A 20173-nucleotide genomic window follows, 5' to 3' on the forward strand; every position below is an offset into this window, starting at 1 on the left:
ATTCTCTTTTAGTATATAAATTTCAGTGAGCTATTATATTTTTCGCCATCAGTTACTTTTTAAACCCACGATGTACCGCCACGATACCGCCTGTTAAGTTGTGATAGTCACAATTGACAAAGCCTGCGTCTTCCATCATGCCTTTTAGGGTGCGTTGGTCTGGGTGCATACGGATAGACTCTGCCAAATACTGATAGCTTTCGCTATCATTCGCCACCAATTTACCCATGAGTGGCAATGCGGTAAACGAGTACAAATCATAGACTTTACCAAATGGCTCAAACACAGGTTTTGAAAATTCCAAAATCAACAAGCGACCACCTTTTTTGAGCACCCGATACATCGAGCGCAGTGCCGCGTCTTTGTCGGTGACGTTGCGTAGCCCAAAGCTGATGGTCACCAAATCAAAACTTTCATCTTCAAATGGTGCCAGCGTCTCAGCGTTGGCTAGTACAAAGTCGACATTACTACAGCCTGCATTGAGCAGACGCTCACGACCAACCTCTAGCATCGCTTCATTGATATCGGATAATACCACATGACCTGTGCGACCCACCTCTTTACTAAAGGCTTTTGCCAAGTCACCTGTGCCCCCTGCGATATCTAGCACCCGTTGACCTGCACGCACGCCCGTTAGGCTGATGGCATAGCGTTTCCACAGACGATGAATACCCAGTGACATTAAATCATTCATGATGTCGTATTTTTTGGCAACAGAGGTAAATACTTCTGTTACTTTTTGTTGTTTTTCAGCTTTTTTGACGGTTTTGTAGCCAAAATGAGTTTCTTCATTGCCATCAGTGGCTTCGGTATGCGGATTGTAGATAGCTGATTTATCAAAACCGCTATGGGATTGCGCTGACGACTCATTGGGGATAGCGTCATTTGGGGTAGCGGTTGCAGGGCGAGTGAGCTGCTGACCTTGCGGCACAGATTCTGGCAAATCAGCTGTGCCAGTAAATTGACGGTTGATGGTGGTGTCAGCTGTCAGTGACTGTTGTACTTGGCTATTGAGCTTGTCATTGGCTTGGAGGCTGTCTTTTACCAAGCTGTCTTGGATTGAATTATGGTTATTGTCGTTCATGTGGTTTCCTAGTGAGGTCATCGCCAATCAAAACTTGGCAAAGTTAAAAGCGCAAAGTTGGTGCAAATTTTTTTCTATTTTATCATTAAACATCAAAAGGATGTTCTTTGCCAGCATGCACATTGGTAATGATTTGCAACTCTTTTTCACAAAATGGCTCAATAAATGCGCCAATACTTTTAATCGGTTTGATGGCAGCAAAACCTTCAGCGATAAAGTCATATAACGGCTGAAAGCCTTTTTTGTACGCTGTGCCTTTGGCGAGTGAAAATGCTTTTTGTAAGATAAATGATTTAAGATATTTATCCGTGCGATAGCACATTTGCTTGAGGTCAGCCATCTGCTGGCGTCTTGCCGACTCTGCATTCACGGACCGATAGGCTTTAATCATGGATGGCTCATCCACGGATAAATGATTTTCTTGTAAATACTGAGCAAGCTGCAGATCAAGCTTAATGGCGTTAATCGCTTCGATGATACCGGCTGCCCCTGTGCTCACGGCATTGGCAGGGATAAATTTTTCTAGTTTTTCAGCCTTTTGCACCATGCGCTCTAGCTGTTCAGCGAGCACGTTGAATTTTTCGCCCCCATATAGTTGGTCAATTAAAAATTCCCCCATCGCATGGTTGTTGGCGCTGGCAAATAAAGCTTGGTGGGTTTTATGAATACGACCGCGTTGCCAGGCTTGTACTTCACTGAGTTTTTGCGCTAACTGGGTATCGCTGTGGTATGGAAGGGCGCGGAATTGTTTTAAATCTTGTTCTAATTGGCTTAAGCTGCTCATAGGGCCTCGATTTTTTTGCAAAATTTTTAAATTCAAAACAGAGAAACTGCAGTTTATCCATTGTATAAACCCACAGTAAAATGAAGTTCTGTGCCGCATTACCTTAATGTAAATCCAGCAAAAATACAAATCGTAAATTGTTCAACTGTGCTTTAACTGCTATCTTTTAGAAAAATAAAAACTTCATCCCTATCATTTCGGGTATTCCCCTAAGCAGGACACATGGCAATACACAGCACCAGCAATTCCAAAAACAACGATATAGCCGCTTCTAAACCCACCGATAAAGTAACCAAACTTGAAAAAAACACCTCATCTTTAACGCTTGAAGACCAATTAAGTTTTGACCTGATTACCGCGCAAACCACCCTACGCGAGCAACGGGCTGGCAAAAACTCGCGCGGGCTACTAATCTTGGTGAATGGTATGGAAAATTCGGGCAAAGGCGAAGCGGTTAAAGCGCTAACCGAATGGATGGACGCACGCTATATCAAGGTTCACGCCACCATGGGACAGCATCCTAGCCGCTACCAACCTATTTGGCAACGTCACACATGGCAACTGCCTAGAAAGGGTGAGATTGCGGTGTATTTTGGCAACTGGTACGCTGACTTGATTCGTTATGTGTTTGACTGTGGCGATGATATAGATGAACAGCGCTTACAGCAAATGATTGAAGACATTGAGGCGTTTGAACAAGATTTGGTCAATAACAACACCGATATCGTCAAGTGCTTGTTTTGGGTCGATAATAAAACGCTAAAAAAACGCTTGACCGATGAAGAGCCTGACCCTGAGCAGTTGTACCATTTAGATTGGTTTCGAAAAAAAGACGTGAAACGTTTCAAACGCTTTAGCAGCAGACTGATGGGGTTACAATCAAGCTGGCACCACATAGATGGACAGGATATTGATGCCTCAAACATCCAATTTGCGAATGTTGTATTAGCAGCGCTGCAAACCATGAACCAACTAGCTGCAGCCGATGATGACCAAGACAACCGAGCAAAAACTGATAAATCGGTTCACCTTAAAACGGACGAAAATCCTGTTAAACCCAACCCGCTGCCTTTTAAACCCACCCCTCTGATTAATGAGTTGGTTAGCGTCCAATCCCAAGCATTAGCAAAAGCAGACTATAAAAAACAACTACATAGCAAACAACATATACTCGCTGAACTGATTCGTGAGCGAGGTCAGCGCCATATCATCTTTGTCTTTGAAGGTATGGATGCGGCAGGCAAAGGCGGTGCGATACGCCGCATCATTGCCCCACTCGACCCGCGTGAATTTACCATCCACGCTATCTCTGCACCAACCGAAGATGAATTAAAACACGCCTATCTGTGGCGTTTTTGGACGCGCCTGCCCCATGATGAAATGGCAGATGTGGATATAGTGTATTTATCGCAAAAATTCAAACGCAATAAATGCGTCGCCTTACTTAAACAACGCCTACATAATAGCCGAGTGACCATTTTTGACCGTAGTTGGTATGGTCGGGTACTCGTTGAGCGTATTGAAGGCTTTGCAAAAGCGGCAGACTGGCAACGTGCTTATGGCGAAATCAATCGCTTTGAAAACGACTTGGTACAGAGCAATGCCATTGTGGTCAAGTTTTGGCTCGCTATCAGTGAAGAAGAAGAACTTAAACGCTTTAAGGCGCGTGAAGAGACGCCCAATAAGCAGTTTAAAATTACCGATGACGATTGGCGTAACCGCGCCAAATGGCATGAGTACGTGCAAGCCGCTTCCGACATGATTCATTTGACTCACCATAAAAAACGCCCTTGGTATGTGATTGCTACCGATGATAAATATACCGCGAGACTCAAAATCCTTGATGCTATTATTTCCGAGCTATCGAAAAATTTATAAAGCGCTATCTAAAAATTTATAAATTGTTAACAGTGTGCCTTTTTACTATTTTGCTATATCTTAAAACTGTCTACCCAACTTGATGAAAGATAATGATTTTGGTGGACAGTTCCCCTATAATATCGTGTTTGATTTGATTATTTAGCCTGATTAGTTATCCTTAATAAATCCATCTAAACTGCAAGTGAGCAATATGGAATCTTTACGCAATTTTTTGAAAGGTTGGATGGGCAAAGCCTTGCTCGTTCTTTTTTTACTTCCTTTAGCCATCACGGGGTTTGAGTCAATTGTCCGTAGCGGAGATGACCCCAATGCTGTCGCCAAAGTTGCAGAGTTAAATGTCGATAATGCTACCTTGCAAACCATGATTAACAATCGCCGCGAAACGTTGCTTGAGCAAGTGAATGGCGATGCAAGCCTACTTAATAGCGATAAATTACGTGAGCAAATGCTGCACAATTTGATTGACCGTTATTTGATTATCAACCAAGCCAACCAGCTTGGTTTTACTGTGTCAGATGCCACCATCACCCAAATGTTGATGGCTGAAAAAACCTTTCAAGACGCTAGCGGAAAATTTTCTAATGAATTGTTTGCTAGCTATTTAACCAGTCGCGGCATGACCAAAGAACAATTATTTGATTCGGTTCGTCAAGACTTGTTAGTGACTGCCTTTAGCCGCGGTATCATTAATACAGGGATTTTTGCGCAAGGAAGCATTGATAAACTTATGTCAATGCAGTCTGAGTCGCGCCCTGTGCAAGTGCTACGTTTGGACTGGCACAGCTTTGCGCCGCAGGTACAAGTGACGCCGCAAGAGATTGCAAGTTATTATCAAAAAAACCAAGCGACACTTAAATCTAGTGACATGGTGGATTTAACTTATTTAGAACTCAATAAAAATGCCCTGCCTGTTGCTGCCCCAACAGCTCAGGAATTGCAGCAACAATATCAAAGCTATTTGAAAAATAGCAACAACCAGACCGAATACGAATTGGCAATGATTTTAATGAATGGCGATCAAGCACAAGCCACCTTAACCTCATTAAAAAGTAAGCTTGATGCCAACCAAGCGGATTTTGCGGCACTTGCCAAACAGTACTCGCAAGATGAAGGCAGTAAAAATGATGGCGGCAACATCGGTCCGATTACCCAATCGATGTTCCCCAATGATTATGATTCCATCATGACCCAAATCAAGACTTTAAAGGTCGGTCAAGTCACCGGCCCCATCAAAACCAACTATGGCTATCATTTATTTAAATTGGTAAAAATCAATGGTCAAACCCCACCAACCATTGAAAGCTTGACGCCTGTGTTAACCCAACAAATTATGGCGCAAAAGCGCGAAGCCGCCTATCAAGATTTGATTGGTAAAATCAACAATGACGCAGTCGCTGGCGCTACTATCACCGAGCTTGCCAATCGCTATAAATTAACCGCCAAATCGATTAAAAACTACCCTAAAACCAATAACTCTTCCGCTCTCAATCAACCTGCTATTGTAGCGGCAGCATTTGAGCCACTCGCGCTGCAAGAAGGCAGTGTGTCAGTCGGCATAGATGTCTCTGATAAAGTGGTATGGTTACAATCAACCAATCACCGCACTAGCAAACTCATGACACAAGCAGAAGCTGAGCCGGTTATCAAAGCCAAGCTTATTGAAGAGAAAGCAAAAAGTTTAGCCGTGGCAGAGGCCAATGCCATCGCTGCCAAAGTCAAACAAGCCAATTCAATTGCGGCGGCGGGTGCACCATTCCAAGATTTGGGGATTGTGACTCGTCAAGATAGCAAACTCAGCGATGACGAGCGTGGTGTGGCATTTAGTCAACCTGCTGTGAACAATCAACTAGCGGTCATGACGCGGCCTACTGTATCGGGTGCGAGCGTGATTGTTGGTGGGGTTATTAGCAATGACAACGCGCAAATCACACCCGAAGTCAAACAACAAACTGCCCAAATCGTGCGCGAAAATATCGGTCAGTCTCAGTTTGAGGATTATTTAGCATACTTAAAATCCATCACTAAAGTCACGGTTAAACCGCAGACTGCTGCGCCATAATATGCTGTGAATACATATGCGCTGAATGAGTCAGCGCCTTGTTCTAGCAATAAAGAGTGTTTAGCGATACGTAGCGCCATCAAAAAAGGCTTACTAACCATGATTAGTAAGCCTTTTTTTATCGGTTGGTATTAATGATTTTCAGAGGCGTGATTGATGGTATATTTTGGAATTTCAATCGTCAAATCTTGATCTTCAATGATGACTTGGCAAGACAGTCTTGAATCTGGCTCTAGCCCCCAAGCACGATCTAGCAAATCAGCTTCGATATCGTCCATTTCCTCCAAGCTATTAAACCCTTTTCGCACGATAACATGGCAAGTAGTACAAGCTTTTGACATATCACAAGCATGCTCAATTTTCACGCCTTTTTCTAGCAAACCACGGCATAGATTATCGCCTTCATTGAGTTCAATCTCTGCGCCAGTAGGGCAAATTTGGTGATGCGGTAATACAGTAATTTTTGGCATAGCAATCTCTTAACGATTAATAGTCTTATGTATTCAAAATTAATTTGACCAATCCGCGGTTGAAGTGCCTTTCATGGTTTCATTGACCGCTTGGTTCATGATAAGTGCAGCAAAATCATCACTATGAACTTTTAGCTGCGCGCTCGCTGTTTCTAACTGGGCTTGTTCAGCACCATCAATCGCCTGTTGAACATCAGCCATCGAGGTTTGCAGCGTATTTTTCTGCTCATCGCTTAACAAAAAGCCAAATTCTGCAAGCGCAGATGCTAGCGCCAATAATTCTCGTTTTGCTTCTACTTGACTTTCAATCAAGCTACGTTGCAGTCGATCTTGCATGGCAAAATCAAAGCCTGCTTTGAGCATTTTTTCCTGCTCATCTTCTGACAACCCATAAGACGGCTTGACTTGAATTTGGCTTGCTTTTCCCGTTGTCAACTCTTTAGCCCAGACGGTTAACTGACCATTGGCATCAATTTGAAAAGTGACTTCGATACGCGCCAACCCTGCTTTCATCGCCGGAATGTCAGTCAGTTTAAACTGCCCTAACGAGCGGTTGTCAGCCACTGTATCGCGTTCACCTTGTACCACATGGATAATCATACCATTTTGGTTATCTTGATAGGTTGTAAATACCTGTTTGCGCGTCACAGGAATGGGCGTATTACGCGGAATAATCACTTCGGTAAGACCGCCCATGGTCTCAAGCCCCAAGGATAAAGGCGTGACATCAAGCAGCAACACCGTATTTTGCTGTTGTCCAATTAGTTGATCGGCATATTTGGCTGCGCCCAACGCAACGACTTCATCCGGATTGATGCGTGACAGTGGCGGCTGATTAAATGTTTCTGCCACAATTTGCTGAATAAGTGGCATTCGTGTCGAACCACCTACCAACACCACTTCATCAAGCTGGGACGTTTCAAGTCCAGCATCACGTAGCACTTGCGCACACACCGCTAATGTACGGTCGGTCACAGGCTGAATGATTTGACGAAGACTGCTTTGGGTTAACACAATATCAAAAGTTTGACCGTTCAGTGAAACTTCGGCAGTCACTTGGTCTGCTTTTGACAACTGTTCTTTGAGGGTGCGAGCCTGTACGTTTAGCAGTTGTTTTTGATGGTTATCAATGGTTGATGGATTCAAGCCTGTTTGTTGAATCAGCCAATTAGCAATCAGGCGGTCAATATCATCGCCACCCAGTGCGCTATTACCGCCCGTTGCCAGTACTTCATACACACCGTGATTGAGCTTTAACACCGATACGTCAAACGTGCCCCCACCCAAATCATAAATGAGATGATATGCTTCGTTTTGTGCTTGGTTCAGCCCATACGCCATCGCAGCAGCCGTCGGCTCGTTTAATAAGCGAATCACATGAATGCCTGCCAATTTAGCTGCATCTTTGGTCGCTTGGCGCTGTGCTTCATCAAAATAAGCCGGCACCGTAATCACCGCACCCACAATACTATTGTCAGGTAACGCCAATTTTGCCCGCTCATACAGATGTTTTAACAGGATACTTGATACTTCAACAGGATTTTTGGCACCTTGTGGGGTTTGGATACTTGGCATGACATCGACATCACCGACTAATTCATAAGGATGATTGAACTTAATATCCTTGATGCTTCGACCCATAAACCGTTTAACCGAGCGTATAGTATGATTTGGCGCTTGTTCTGCCATTGCTTCAGCATGACTACCTACCAAAGTTTCTGGATTGCCATTGTCATCTAAGCCAAAATACACTACCGAGGGTAAAAGCTTTTGGCAATCGATACCTTTTACCTGATTAGCAATTTGACTGTCGTCATTGTCATTGGCGTTATTGTCATTAGATTGACACTCACTAACTTTATCGCCAATCACTTGTGGCTCACCTGAACGGACTACCGCTACCAGTGAGCGCGTGGTGCCTAAATCAATTCCTAAAGCAAAACGATGCGCATGGGGCTTGGCACTTTGATTGGGTTCAGCGATTTGTAATAACGACATAAATTGGACCAATTAAAAAAAAGAAAAAATAATTTGAAAATAAAACCAGCTTAGGTTATATCTTTAGCTTAGTTTGTATCTTTATAGAAAGTCAAAACGGATGGTATTATAAATTAAAAATATGATAAACCAAATAAATTAACAAACGCTATGACAACTTACCCTTTAATCATGATTTACACATACAAATCGTCATCATTATCAAAATTTTGCTTGGCTAATTCATCGGTGGTTTTTGCCACATCTGCTTGCAGTTTAACCAAAAACTGCAGTTTTTGAATGATATCTATCGCCTGTTTGGTTAAGGCATCATCATTAGCCTCAGCTGCAGCTGAATTATCAATTTTTTGGTAAACTTCGTCAAAGGCAAGTTGATAATTATTTAGCCACTCGGTAAGTTTTTTGCTAAGTAGCGTAATACTTTGGCTATCAGCATCGTCTAAATCGATACGAAATGACATGGCATCGTCTAAAAAGTCCAAATCACGAATCGGCTGATTAATAGATTGCGAAATGCCTTTGAGTGCCAATAAATGTGACGCGCGAGAATCAGGGTTTTTAAGCGTATTGTAGGCTTCATTAATAATAGCAGACGCTTGCTCAGGCTTTAGTGCGGATAATTTGGCGATTGATTCACGCAAAAAACCATCCGTATTAGCAGATAGCGAAAGGTGTTGCTCAGCTACAGACGCATCAAGATTGTTATCAGGATGGAACTTAGATTGAAGTTGGCGAAGGGTCTGCTGAAGCTTGGCGATATCAATTTGATATTGTTGGGGTATATTCATCAACTCAAAATAATTAACCATTTTCAACTTCCCCTACCGAGCCATCACTATACTGAAAAAAAATATTACAAACTAAACGGTGAAGGATTCACCACAGCCACACTCACCTTTTTGGTTTGGATTACTAAATTTAAAGCCTTCATTGAGACCTTCTTTGACAAAATCCATTTTCAAACCATTAAGATAAACCAAGCTTTTTGGATCGACAAATACACTAACCCCGTTGCTTTCAAAACGTTGGTCGTTAGGGTCTGGCTCATCAACAAATTCCAGTACATACGCTAAACCGGAACAACCTGCGGTACGGATACCCACACGGATACCTTCGCCATGACCACGGTTTTGTAAAAAATCGCGTACATGTTGAGCTGCATCGTTTGATAATTCAATCACTTTACTACCCCATCTACTAATTTCAATCTTTAAGCGACTCACTTTAAGTAACTGAGCCAAAGTCTTATTGAGGATGAGTCAATAAGACTTTTAGAATCGCACAATCAATCAAGCATTGGCTTTAGATTTATAATCTTCAATCGCTGCTTTAATGGCGTCTTCTGCCAGCACTGAGCAGTGCACTTTAACCGGTGGCAAGGCTAGCTCCTCTGCGATATCTTTGTTTTTAATTGCGCTAGCTTCATCCAGGGTTTTGCCTTTAAGCCACTCTGTCACTAATGAGCTTGAGGCAATGGCTGAACCACAACCATAGGTTTTAAAGCGCGCATCTTCAATGATACCGTTATCACCCACTTGGATTTGCAGGCGCATCACATCACCACACGCTGGGGCACCGACCATACCGGTACCGACATTTTTGGCATCTTTATCTAAGTTTCCCACATTTCGTGGATTCTCATAATGGTCAAGCACTTTATCACTGTAGGCCATTTCATTTTCCTTTTGGCTGGTTACGTCAAACGTAACTGACTAATCTTTAATTATTAATTAAATTGAATGAATTTTTAATACAAATTAATGTTCGTTCCATTCCACACTATTTAAATCAACGCCTTCTTTATACATGTCCCAAAGCGGTGATAAAGCACGTAATTTTTCAACCGCAGTTCGCATCTCAGCAATCGCATGGTCAACATCTTCTTCGGTGGTATAGCGACCCAAACTAAAACGAATTGAACTGTGAGCAAGCTCATCTGACAATCCAAGCGCGCGTAATACGTACGAAGGCTCAAGCGTCGCTGACGTACAAGCAGAACCCGATGACACGGCAAAATCTTTCAATGACATCATCAACGATTCGCCTTCTACAAAGTTAAAGCTGATGTTGACGATGTTTGGAATACTGTGATTCATGTCACCATTAAGATAAATTTCATCAAGCTCTTTTAAGCCATCCCAAAGGCGTTGACGCAGTTTTGTCAATCTGGCTTCATCTTCTGCCATACGTTTGCCCGCAATGGCAAAGGCCTCACCCATCCCCACAATCTGATGCGTTGCCAAAGTACCTGAACGCATACCACGCTCATGACCACCACCTTGCATTTGAGATTTTAGACGCACACGTGGTTTGCGGCGAACATATAAAGCACCAATACCTTTAGGGCCATAAATTTTATGGGCAGAAAAACTCATCAAATCAACTTTTAATTGTTCCAAATCAATCGGAGTTTTACCAGCTGCCTGCGCCGCATCGACATGAAAAATAATACCTTTTTCACGTGTGATTTCACCAATCGCCGCAACATCTGTTAGGGTGCCAAGTTCGTTGTTAACCATCATTAGGGTCACTAAAATAGTATCTTCACGAATAGCCTCTTTCACTTGGTCAACCGTGATCAGACCTGTCTTTGGCTGTGGGTCTAAATAAGTAATTTCAAAACCTTCTGTTTCTAATTCACGGCAGACGTCTAGCACAGCTTTATGTTCAATTTTACTGGTAATGATATGTTTACCTTTACCACTATAAAATTGCGCCGCCCCTTTAATCGCCAAATTGTCTGACTCAGTAGCCCCTGAAGTAAATACAATTTCACGTGGATCGGCGTTGATTAATTCTGCGATTTGCTCACGGGCAGTTTCAACCGCTTCCTCAGCTTGCCAACCAAACCCGTGCGAACGCGAGGCAGGATTACCAAACACGCCATCAAAGGTCATGTATTTCATCATCTTTTGGGCGACTTGCTCATCAATTGGTGTGGTCGCGGCATAATCTAAATAGACTAATTTATTCATGCTAACAAATTCTCCCCAGAATTTTGTTTTAAGGTTTTGCTGTTATCAGCTAATGAATGATTATTACTAATATTACTAACTTTAGTGGTGCTATGCTTTGCCCGTTGTAATACGGGTGCTTCTGTCATTGGGTTTGCCGCAGACTGATTTTTATCCTGCATGTCTTCAACCATCAAAATTTGACGCTCAGAAATTTCACGGATAATTTGACGATTAATGAGCGTATCTAATGTCACGGTGGACAGATAATTTTCAATTTGCTCTGACAAGCCATTCCATAAATCATGGGTTAAACACATGGCGCCGTCTTGGCAGTTGCCTTTGCCTTCGCAAGCTCTAGCATCCACCGACTCATCAACCGCTGAAATAATGGTCATAATCGAGATTTCATTGATGGGTTTGGCAATATGGTAACCGCCTGACGCACCGCGAGTGCTCACGACTAACCCTTTTTTACGTAGCTTTGAAAACAACTGCTCAAGATAAGAAATAGAAATCTCTTGACGTTTTGCGATATCAGACAATGACACAGCCAATTCATGTTTTTGCTCTTGCAATGCCAAATCTAGCAGCGCCGTCACTGCATAGCGTCCTCGGGTTGTCAATCGCATAGTAGCCCCACTTAAGTTAAAAATTTAAATCCGTTCAAGCACAGTAAGCTGTGAAAACACGTTTTATGGTTGGTAGGACTATTATATGAAAATCCGAGTCTTTTAGTCAAGATTAATTCTTACTAAAACACTCGGATTTATTTATTTCTCAGATTTATTTGTTTAATGATAAGCGACTTTTATCAAAGCAATGCAGGCAATGGTTGTTATTTTACCGCCCAGCCAATCGCGCAAATAACGAATAATACAAAAAATGCGATTGCCGCGCGTTTCATCCATTGATTTTTACTGTTTAATTCTAAAATTTGTGCTTCAAGCACTGTTTTTTGTAGATTTGCGGCGTTGACTTGGCTATTGAGTGTCTCAACTTGTTGTTTGTAGTCAGCATCGGTTTTGATAGGCTTTTTGGTTTTTTGCTTGTCTTTATCGCCTTTGACTGCTTTTGTGATGACTTGTAATAGCTGATTGATACCAATTTGATGTAAAAAAGCCTTCACCTCTGCCATCTTTTGTGCTTCGCCGCGGATTTGTAGCTGCTCGATGGCTTTAGGCTGGTTGGTAAATAAATTCTGTGCAATTTGCCAAGTAAAGCCATTGATGGTCACATCGACCTGCTGAGAAGGCTGTAATTGACTGTCTAACAAAATGCCGTTAACGGTAAAAGTCACATAAAAAGTGACGCTTGGGACATAAGCATGAATACGGACGACGGTATTGGTAGTGGCTAAAGGATAAACAACCTTACGAAGATCTGCATCGAAACGTAGCAACAGGGTCAGCAAGGTTTCAATAATCACTAATACAACATTGAGCGCTGTCGTGGCTATATTGCTTGGGGCATTGGTCGAAGTTTGAAAATTATCGTTCATTAAATTTCCACAAAATTAATCAAATATGGGTTTTGTAATTTGTCGATAGTGTAACTTCAAAAGGTTGTTAATAACATTAATTATTGTAAGTCTGGTATAAAACACTGTCAGGCGCTGAGTATTAGTCAAGAAATCATTGCGAGATTGATTCTTAGCCACTTTTACTCACTATAGCTGTATATATCAATTTTTAGCGGTTTTTGTTGAAATAAAATGTTATCGTTTGGTGTGCCAACCGCTATATTTTGCAAAAACACGTTAATCAATGCTTAATTCCACAGAAATTATGCTTAAACTGCTTGTGAAGCCGTTGGAGTTTACTTATAATCGAATCATAATTACTTATGCAGCACTTGATACTTAAGGCTTTGAGCCTAATTAATTGCCAAGCGTGTGCTTTGTATATATAACGTTTATTTTCATCCCTAAAAATTTGAAGGATATTCTTATGAATAAGTCAGAATTAGTTGATAGCATTGCTAAAAAAAGTGGTCTTTCTAAAGCCCAATCAACTGAAGCATTAAATGCCTTTATTGCAACGATTGGCGAAGCAATGAAAGCCAATGATACCGTGTCACTGGTTGGCTTTGGTACGTTTAGCGTGAAAGAACGCCAAGCACGTACAGGTCGTAACCCACAGACTAAAGAAGAAATTCAAATTCCAGCAAGCAAAGTGCCAAGCTTTAAAGCAGGTAAAAGTTTAAAAGATATGGTTAACTAATTAACCCTATATCTAAAAAAGGCGTATTTTTAATTAAATACGCTTTTTTATTGCCTTATAATTTCCTTGCTAAGTATAAAAACTAAACTATAAAACCGGGCAAAAACTTAAGTAAAAAACCACTATTTTTACATAGTGGTTTTCTTATTTTATAAACTATAGTTAACCTATTTTGGCACCGTAATGATTTGACCCACTTTTAGCGAGGCCGTTGGTGACAAGTTATTTAAGCTAGCCAGTTCTTTAGGGCTGATGCCAAAGCGTCCTGCCAAAGAAATTAAGCCTTCGCCTGCTTTGACTTTATAGGTTGTTGTGGTTTTCGGGATTTTGATGTTTTGACCAATCAATAACGACTCATTACCTTTTAAGTTATTTAAAGCGGCAAGTTCGCTTTTGGAAACGCCATATTTTGCACTCAAGTTTGTCAGGCTATCACCAGATTTTACTTGGTAGCTTTGCGTATCACCACGGCTATATTTGCTTACTGGTTTTGACGCTGGCTTGTTATCATCCTCTGATTGGGTATCTTTGGCTGTTTTGGTCTCTTTTTTTGTTTCTTTTTTGCTCTCTGGTTTTGCAGAGTCCTGCTTGCTCATCGGTTCGCGGGTCGCTGTCACGCTAGCCACCGTACCCAATCCTGCTTGAGGAATAACCAGTTTTTGCCCCTGAATTAAATTTGCAGTCGGTTTTAGATAATTGGCTTTGGCCAAGTCTGCTACCGTTAAATCAAAGTTATTGGCGACGCTACCTAAGCTATCACCTGGACGTACCGTGTAGTTAATCGATTTGCCAGCTAGCGCATATTTGACCTTTTCAACTGTGACAGGCACGATGATGACTTGTCCTTTTTGCACACGATAATTGGTGTTAAAACCGTTGACATCGGCAATGTCTTTGGGCGATACGGACAGTCGATCAGCGATACCCGACAAGGTATCACCCGTCTGAACCGTATAACGACTTGATACCGGTTGCACTTCAGCTCTAGCAGGGGCAGGCTTTTGCGCTGCGGGCTGTGCCACTGGCGGCTCTGGCATTTTGTCTGGAATTAACCACAAGTTTTGGTTGGTACGCACTTGATAAGTGACTGGTAAATTATTGAATTTTGCTAACTCACTGACATTTAGATCAAACTTGTCGGCGATGCCTGTCAAGGTATCCCCCGCTTGCACGATATAGCTATTGGCTTTACGTTTTGGCGCTTCTGCTACTTTGGGTTCGATAGGCTTGGCGTTGTATAAGTAAAGTGTTGAACCTGCTAGCAAGGCAGCATTTGGGTCAATTTGGTTCCATTCAGCGATATCTCGCCAATTTACACCCATGCGACTGGCGATATTTGCCAAGGTGTCGCCAGCTTTGACTTGATAGGTGCTGCGTGTGCCGCTCGGACGTTTTTTGGCAGCTTGCTTGCTAACTGTGACAGCTTTGCTTTCACTGGTGGTATTGGATTTGCTCGTGGTCGCTTGCGCCGTGCTTGGGACTTTGCCATTTAAGCTCGACGCTTGGGTAATTTTGACCTCTTTTGGCAACACCACTGGCGGTTCTTCGTAACTGAGTTTTTTGGTTTCGCCTTTGGCTTCTAGCACAGATTGCTGAGTCTGAATAGCATTGAGCTTGATATTACCATCGGTAGGGTTAATCGCTTGCTCTACTTGTGGTGCGGTTTTTTCAATTTCTTTAGCAATCAAGTTACGCTCTTGATTGGATAAAGGCGGCTCTTGCACCACGGTGTTGTTGGCAGTAACAACGGCTGAAGTGGTTGGTAATGTATTGGTAGACTGCATTTCAGCGGTCACTATTTTTTGCTCAGTGGCGGTAATCGGTGGTTCTTTGATTACTGTATTGCGGCTTTGGATGCTTGGTGTACTAGGAATGGGGGCGATATAAGTCGTGGTTTGGTTTTTAACCATACTAGTTGCCATCGCCGCCAAATCGCTGCTAGAGGATGGCAAGTTAACTGTTTCTTTTTTGCTATAGGCTTGTTTGGCGGCACTGAGTGAATCACCCTGACTTGTGGTTGTATTTCGGGTTTGGTTGCCAGAGTTTGTGGTCGGTGTGTTATAAGTCGGTGTAACAGTTTTAGGCGTGACATAGCTATTGTTTGCCAAATAACCTTGTTGACTCATATAACCATTACCGCGTAATTGGGTGATTTTACGGTCAATTGATTGATTGAGATCATTGGGAATCAAAATACGGCTTGGGCCCGACATATCTACCGTACCTGCAATCAACGCAGGATTTAGGGCGCGCAGTTCATCGTAGCTTACGCCTGTCAGGCTGCTAATTTCGTGCAAGCTCACGCCAACATTGGCAGGGACACTTCTAAAATGCTGACGGTTCGCAATTGCGGGTAAATACACATTGTAGGTGCTCGGATTTTTGACAATTTGCGCCACTGCCAAAAACCGAGGGACATAGTTCATCGTTTCAGTGGGTAATTTGAGCGACCAATAATCCGTTGGTAGACCACGTGCTGCATTATAATTAATCGCGGATTGGACACGGCCTGGACCGGCATTGTACGATGCCAATGCCAACTCCCAACTACCAAACTGGTTATACAAAGCCGTCAAAAAGTCATAAGCGGCACGGGTTGACTCAATCACATCGCGTCGACCATCAAAGGTGCTGGTTTGATTCAACCCATAAATACGACCTGTACTTGGAATAAACTGCCATAACCCTGCAGCAGACGCGTTACTATTGGCATTGGGGTCATAAGAGCTTTCAATCACAGGCAATAATGCCAGTTCCGTTGGAATATTGCGACGCTCAGCTTCTCGCACCGTGTAGTATAAATAGCGGCTAGCACGCGCTGTTAAGCGGTTTAGATAGTCTTGGCGGCTAATAAACCAACTTTTCTGCGCTTCAATACGCGGATCGTACACATTTGAGTTCATACGAAAATTGACGCGCAGCCTATCCCATAAATTACCATAGCGCTGAACCAACAAAGCGTTATTCTCTACCATCCTCATGTCGGTGGCTTCAAGTAAGCCTTCAAGTTCATCCAAACTATCCATATCCAGTAGGGCGGCATTTTCTTGCGCGCTACGCACCGTGCTTTTGCTGTGACTGGATGATCCAATCATAGGTTTACCGGCTGGACTGGTGGTGCTGGTGGTTGGCGCACTGCTACAGGCTGCCAAAATAATAGAGGAAATAGCTAAACTTAACGGTTTGATAGTTTTTTTTGATGAATGGCTTATCGAAAGCAACATGATAATTCCTAGCTCTTTTTTGCAATTTAGATGTAGGACATATACCCATCCCATAGCGTAAAACTATGAAAGAATATAAGCTAAAATTTGACATTATAAATAAAAAAACGGCTGTGATTTCAAGCCAGTGAAATTAAATATTGGCTGAAATTATACTAGAATCCATAAAAAAAGTGGCACAAAACTTTTGCACCACCCTGTTTAACACCACTTTTAATACCACTAAATTAGTGCTTTTCAATCACAAGTTGGCTAATCGCCCTAGACAATAACACCGAGTTACCGCTTTCAGCAAAGGTAATGCGTGAAGTTGTTACTAAACGTGTCGTGACGTTGTTTTCGACGATGACTTCTGTGGTTATCGCATCTGCTTTGGCATGGTTACCGCTAGATACCACGTTGTTTAATTGTATATCATAGCCATATCGCGTTGCTTTTGACCAGTTGTTTTGCAAGAGGTTTAGATAATTGCTTTTATTTAAGGTGGTGGTTTTTCCTTTACGCGACACAGATATCAAGGCATCATCTGCCACTAGGCTTGCAACGCGCGAAATGCTCTTAGCATTTGCTGCAGATGCCATCGCAGTACCGTAATTATCGATATCACGCTGGGTGATCTCAGCGTTTGCCAGCGTTGGGACGGTTAACGAAGTCGCGATGACTACGCCTAGCCATAGTTTTGACCTTACCTGCTTTCGGATTTTATCAATCGGTTGAAAATTTAACGTGATAGTCATGAAATTTTCCTTCAATTGGTAACACCAATTGTTTGACCCTAAAAGAAATAATTTGTTACAACTAAGCATAGCATAACCATTAACTTTATTGTTACGTCATTGTTAATAATCAAGCATAAAATAGTGAATAATTCCGATAAAAATTTTTGACCTTATTATCCAAAACCCTCCAAAATCGCTGGATTTTCTACTCACCGTTCATCTTCCTAGCGCTGAATTATTTCAGCAAACAAGGGTTAATCATTTATTAATTTGGCTAAATCGGTTATCATTACAGGTTGTTTTTATCACTGTTTTATGACTAAATCTCAATTGAAGGGTATTTTAACTATGCTACTTACCGCTATTTTAGCATTTATCCAATCTGCCCATGCGGAAGGTGCGGCGGCAGCACCTACTGGCACAGGTGCTTCCACCATCATGCAAATGCTATTGCCATTGGCTTTTTTTGCTATTTTTTACTTCATTATTATCCGACCACAAAGCCGTCGTAACAAAGAGCATCGTCAAATGATTGATGCCATTAAAGAAGGCAATGAAGTGGTATTTGCCGGTGGCTTGATGGGGAAAATCAAAAAACTTCAAGGTGAATATGCGGTTGTAGCATTAAATACTACCCAAGAGGTGATGGTACAACGTGCCTCAATCATTTCGGTATTGCCTGTGGGTACCATTGATAGTCTTAAATAATTGCTGATGCAGCTCACCTGTCAGGTTGGCGACCTAGCATTCTGTAAAGTTGCCAACTGGCTATTATGATATTGTACTGCCTTGTTGATCGCGGTTAATAGCCCTACGGTTAATAGACCTAGTAGAACAACTAGTTACCTAAAAAAATCAAGTTTAAGAAGTCAAGATTATGCACTACCCTGCTTGGAAATACTTTTTAATCGGCATTGTGCTGCTACTGAGCACCCTGTATGCCCTACCAAACCTTTACCCAGACAAGCCCGCCGTTCAAATCACGGGGGCTTCCGCTAGTACCACATTGACCAATGACGTGCTAAAGCAAGCGGAAACCATCCTAAATGCCGCCAACATCCCAACCAAAAACAACAGTTTTGATGGTAAATCAGCTTTGTTAAAAATTGGTGATGAGTCGACTGAAACGCAGCTTAAAGCACAACAAGTGCTAAAAGAAAAGCTTGGCGACAATTACGTGGTGGCACTAAACTTGGCGCAAACCACGCCAGCATGGCTACGTAATATTGGCGGCAATCCTATTAAATTAGGGTTGGACTTGCGGGGTGGTGTACGGTTTGTACTAGAAGTCGATATGAGCAAAACCGTCTCTCAGCGTTTGGAAAATTTAACTCGAGATATCCGTACAGAGCTACGCAACCAAAAAATTGCCGTGACCAATTTACAAGCAGGGCAAAATAATCTGACGTTAAACTTTGTCGATAATGCCGCGCGTGATCAAGCCATGAATGTGTTACGTAGTCGCTTTGGGACAAATTACGAATTACAACCACTAATCAATGCGGGGGGTCCAGCGATTAACATGACCTTGACCCAGTCGACGATTTCACAAATCTCTCAAGATGCGGTCACCCAAAACTTGACGACTTTGCGTAACCGTATTAATGAGCTAGGCGTGGCTGAGGCCGTGGTGCAATCACAAGGTGCCAATCGTATTGTAGTGGAATTACCCGGGGTGCAAGATACCGCAGAAGCCAAACGGGTCATTGGTCGTACCGCCAATCTCGAATTTCGTATGGTCTCTGAGCAAAACAATACCTTCCAAGCCAATCCATCTGGGGTATTGCCTGCAGGCACTGAAGCCTACTCATTTGGTGAAGTCGACAGCCCACAAAAAACCTTATTGGAACGTCAAGCTGTGGTGACCGGTCGAAACGTACAGGATGCCCAAGCAGGGATGGATCAAAATGGTCGCCCTCAAGTCAATATCACGCTGGATAACGCAGGCGGTCGTTTGATGCAGAACACCACAGCCAAATCGGTGGGCAAACAAATGGCGGTACTGTTTATTGAAAATAAGCAGCGTGTCACCTTCCAACCAGACCCAGTGACGGGTCAAAATAAAGAAGTCAGAACACCTTACGCAGAAAGCCATATTATCAATCAAGCGACCATTCAAGGCGTCTTTGGCTCAACTTTCCAAATCACAGGCTTAGATAGTAATGCAGAAGCTTCAGAGCTGGCTTTGTTACTTCGTGCAGGTGCACTGGCGGCGCCCATGTATTTTGTTGAAGAACGTACTATTGGTCCATCATTGGGACAAGATAACATCCAAAAAGGTATGTTCTCTACCCAAGTCGGCTACTTACTCGTGTTCTTATTTATGATTATTTTTTATCGTTTATTTGGTTTGATTGCCAATATTGCGTTAATTTTTAACTTAATGATGATTTTAGCCATCATGTCATTGATTGGTTCTGCGCTAACCTTGCCGGGTATCGCAGGTATCGTGTTAACCATCGGGATGGCGGTGGATGCCAACGTGCTGATATTTGAACGCATCCGCGAAGAGCTTGCCAACGGCGCCAGACCAAAATCTGCGATTGTGGCAGGTTTTAACCGCGCATTTACCAGTATTTTTGATGCACAGCTGACTACCTTGATTGTCGCATTTATTTTATTTGCGATTGGTACAGGTCCGATTAAAGGTTTTGCTGTCACCTTAGCCATTGGTATTGCCAGCTCTATCTTCACCTCAGTGACCGTCACGCGTGCACTGGTACAGTTAGCTTATGGCTACCGCAAAACTGTCAAACGCCTAAGTATTGGTTAAGGAGC

The 20173-nt window shown here is 42.6% G+C and carries 16 protein-coding genes and 1 pseudogene; 5 read left to right on the forward strand and 12 right to left on the reverse strand.

Annotation, left to right across the window (positions count from 1 at the left end; genetic code table 11):
• Positions 1-52 precede the first annotated feature (52 nt).
• Together ubiE and RTL34_RS02835 are read right to left on the reverse strand one after the other, a co-directional pair.
• A complete protein-coding gene (ubiE, locus tag RTL34_RS02830) occupies positions 53-1084 on the reverse strand; it encodes a bifunctional demethylmenaquinone methyltransferase/2-methoxy-6-polyprenyl-1,4-benzoquinol methylase UbiE (protein WP_312114438.1) in 1032 nt (343 codons plus the stop codon).
• A gap of 85 nt (positions 1085-1169) precedes the next feature.
• Complete coding sequence (locus RTL34_RS02835) at positions 1170-1868, reverse strand: DUF8198 family protein (protein ID WP_099808023.1); 699 nt, start codon at positions 1866-1868, stop codon at positions 1170-1172.
• A 222-nt stretch (positions 1869-2090) separates the two neighbouring features.
• Here RTL34_RS02835 and RTL34_RS02840 point away from each other — a divergent pair, with 222 nt between their 5' ends.
• Together RTL34_RS02840 and RTL34_RS02845 are read left to right on the forward strand one after the other, a co-directional pair.
• On the forward strand, positions 2091-3746 hold the full coding sequence (locus tag RTL34_RS02840; protein ID WP_312114441.1) for an ATPase: 1656 nt from the start codon (positions 2091-2093) through the stop codon (positions 3744-3746).
• A gap of 193 nt (positions 3747-3939) precedes the next feature.
• The gene (locus RTL34_RS02845) at positions 3940-5808 is read left to right on the forward strand and encodes a SurA N-terminal domain-containing protein (RefSeq protein WP_312114443.1); all 1869 of its coding nucleotides are present in this window, start codon (positions 3940-3942) and stop codon (positions 5806-5808) included.
• A gap of 131 nt (positions 5809-5939) precedes the next feature.
• Here RTL34_RS02845 and fdx read toward each other — a convergent pair whose 3' ends face one another.
• From fdx to RTL34_RS02885, 8 genes and pseudogenes are all read right to left on the reverse strand, one after another.
• The gene (gene fdx / locus RTL34_RS02850) at positions 5940-6278 is read right to left on the reverse strand and encodes an ISC system 2Fe-2S type ferredoxin (protein WP_036597564.1); all 339 of its coding nucleotides are present in this window, start codon (positions 6276-6278) and stop codon (positions 5940-5942) included.
• A 39-nt stretch (positions 6279-6317) separates the two neighbouring features.
• On the reverse strand, positions 6318-8276 hold the full coding sequence (gene hscA / locus RTL34_RS02855) for a Fe-S protein assembly chaperone HscA (RefSeq protein WP_312114446.1): 1959 nt from the start codon (positions 8274-8276) through the stop codon (positions 6318-6320).
• Positions 8277-8452: 176 nt separating this feature from the next.
• The gene (locus RTL34_RS02860; RefSeq protein ID WP_065252642.1) at positions 8453-9085 is read right to left on the reverse strand and encodes a hypothetical protein; all 633 of its coding nucleotides are present in this window, start codon (positions 9083-9085) and stop codon (positions 8453-8455) included.
• A 51-nt stretch (positions 9086-9136) separates the two neighbouring features.
• Entirely contained in the window at positions 9137-9457 is a 321-nt protein-coding gene (iscA, locus tag RTL34_RS02865; protein ID WP_065252641.1) for an iron-sulfur cluster assembly protein IscA, read from the reverse strand.
• Positions 9458-9565: 108 nt separating this feature from the next.
• Complete coding sequence (gene iscU, locus RTL34_RS02870; protein ID WP_050324430.1) at positions 9566-9949, reverse strand: Fe-S cluster assembly scaffold IscU; 384 nt, start codon at positions 9947-9949, stop codon at positions 9566-9568.
• Between the two features lie 84 nt (positions 9950-10033).
• Positions 10034-11251 carry an IscS subfamily cysteine desulfurase gene (locus RTL34_RS02875; protein ID WP_312114449.1) on the reverse strand — a complete coding sequence of 406 codons (1218 nt, stop codon included), beginning with the start codon at positions 11249-11251 and terminating at the stop codon, positions 10034-10036.
• A gap of 179 nt (positions 11252-11430) precedes the next feature.
• Positions 11431-11862: pseudogene (locus RTL34_RS02880) on the reverse strand (Rrf2 family transcriptional regulator); the annotation flags it as partial.
• A 206-nt stretch (positions 11863-12068) separates the two neighbouring features.
• Positions 12069-12731, reverse strand: coding sequence for a hypothetical protein (locus tag RTL34_RS02885; RefSeq protein ID WP_312114451.1), 663 nt, complete (start codon positions 12729-12731; stop codon positions 12069-12071).
• A 448-nt stretch (positions 12732-13179) separates the two neighbouring features.
• Between RTL34_RS02885 and RTL34_RS02890 the strand changes: the two genes are divergently transcribed.
• Positions 13180-13452: an HU family DNA-binding protein gene (locus RTL34_RS02890; protein WP_007116691.1), complete on the forward strand. Its 273-nt coding sequence runs from the start codon at positions 13180-13182 to the stop codon at positions 13450-13452.
• A 167-nt stretch (positions 13453-13619) separates the two neighbouring features.
• Here the strand turns inward: RTL34_RS02890 and RTL34_RS02895 are convergent, their stop codons facing one another.
• Together RTL34_RS02895 and RTL34_RS02900 are read right to left on the reverse strand one after the other, a co-directional pair.
• On the reverse strand, positions 13620-16676 hold the full coding sequence (locus tag RTL34_RS02895) for a LysM peptidoglycan-binding domain-containing protein (RefSeq protein WP_312114453.1): 3057 nt from the start codon (positions 16674-16676) through the stop codon (positions 13620-13622).
• 227 nt (positions 16677-16903) lie between these two features.
• Complete coding sequence (locus tag RTL34_RS02900) at positions 16904-17413, reverse strand: hypothetical protein (RefSeq protein WP_312114455.1); 510 nt, start codon at positions 17411-17413, stop codon at positions 16904-16906.
• Positions 17414-17758: 345 nt separating this feature from the next.
• Between RTL34_RS02900 and yajC the strand changes: the two genes are divergently transcribed.
• Both yajC and secD read left to right on the forward strand, forming a co-directional pair.
• The gene (yajC, locus tag RTL34_RS02905) at positions 17759-18103 is read left to right on the forward strand and encodes a preprotein translocase subunit YajC (protein WP_081454568.1); all 345 of its coding nucleotides are present in this window, start codon (positions 17759-17761) and stop codon (positions 18101-18103) included.
• Positions 18104-18272: 169 nt separating this feature from the next.
• Positions 18273-20168: a protein translocase subunit SecD gene (gene secD, locus RTL34_RS02910; protein ID WP_312114457.1), complete on the forward strand. Its 1896-nt coding sequence runs from the start codon at positions 18273-18275 to the stop codon at positions 20166-20168.
• Positions 20169-20173: the final 5 nt, after the last annotated feature.

It is taken from the genome of Moraxella sp. CTOTU47915 (genome assembly GCF_031986685.1).
Lineage (GTDB): Bacteria > Pseudomonadota > Gammaproteobacteria > Pseudomonadales > Moraxellaceae > Faucicola > Faucicola tetraodonis.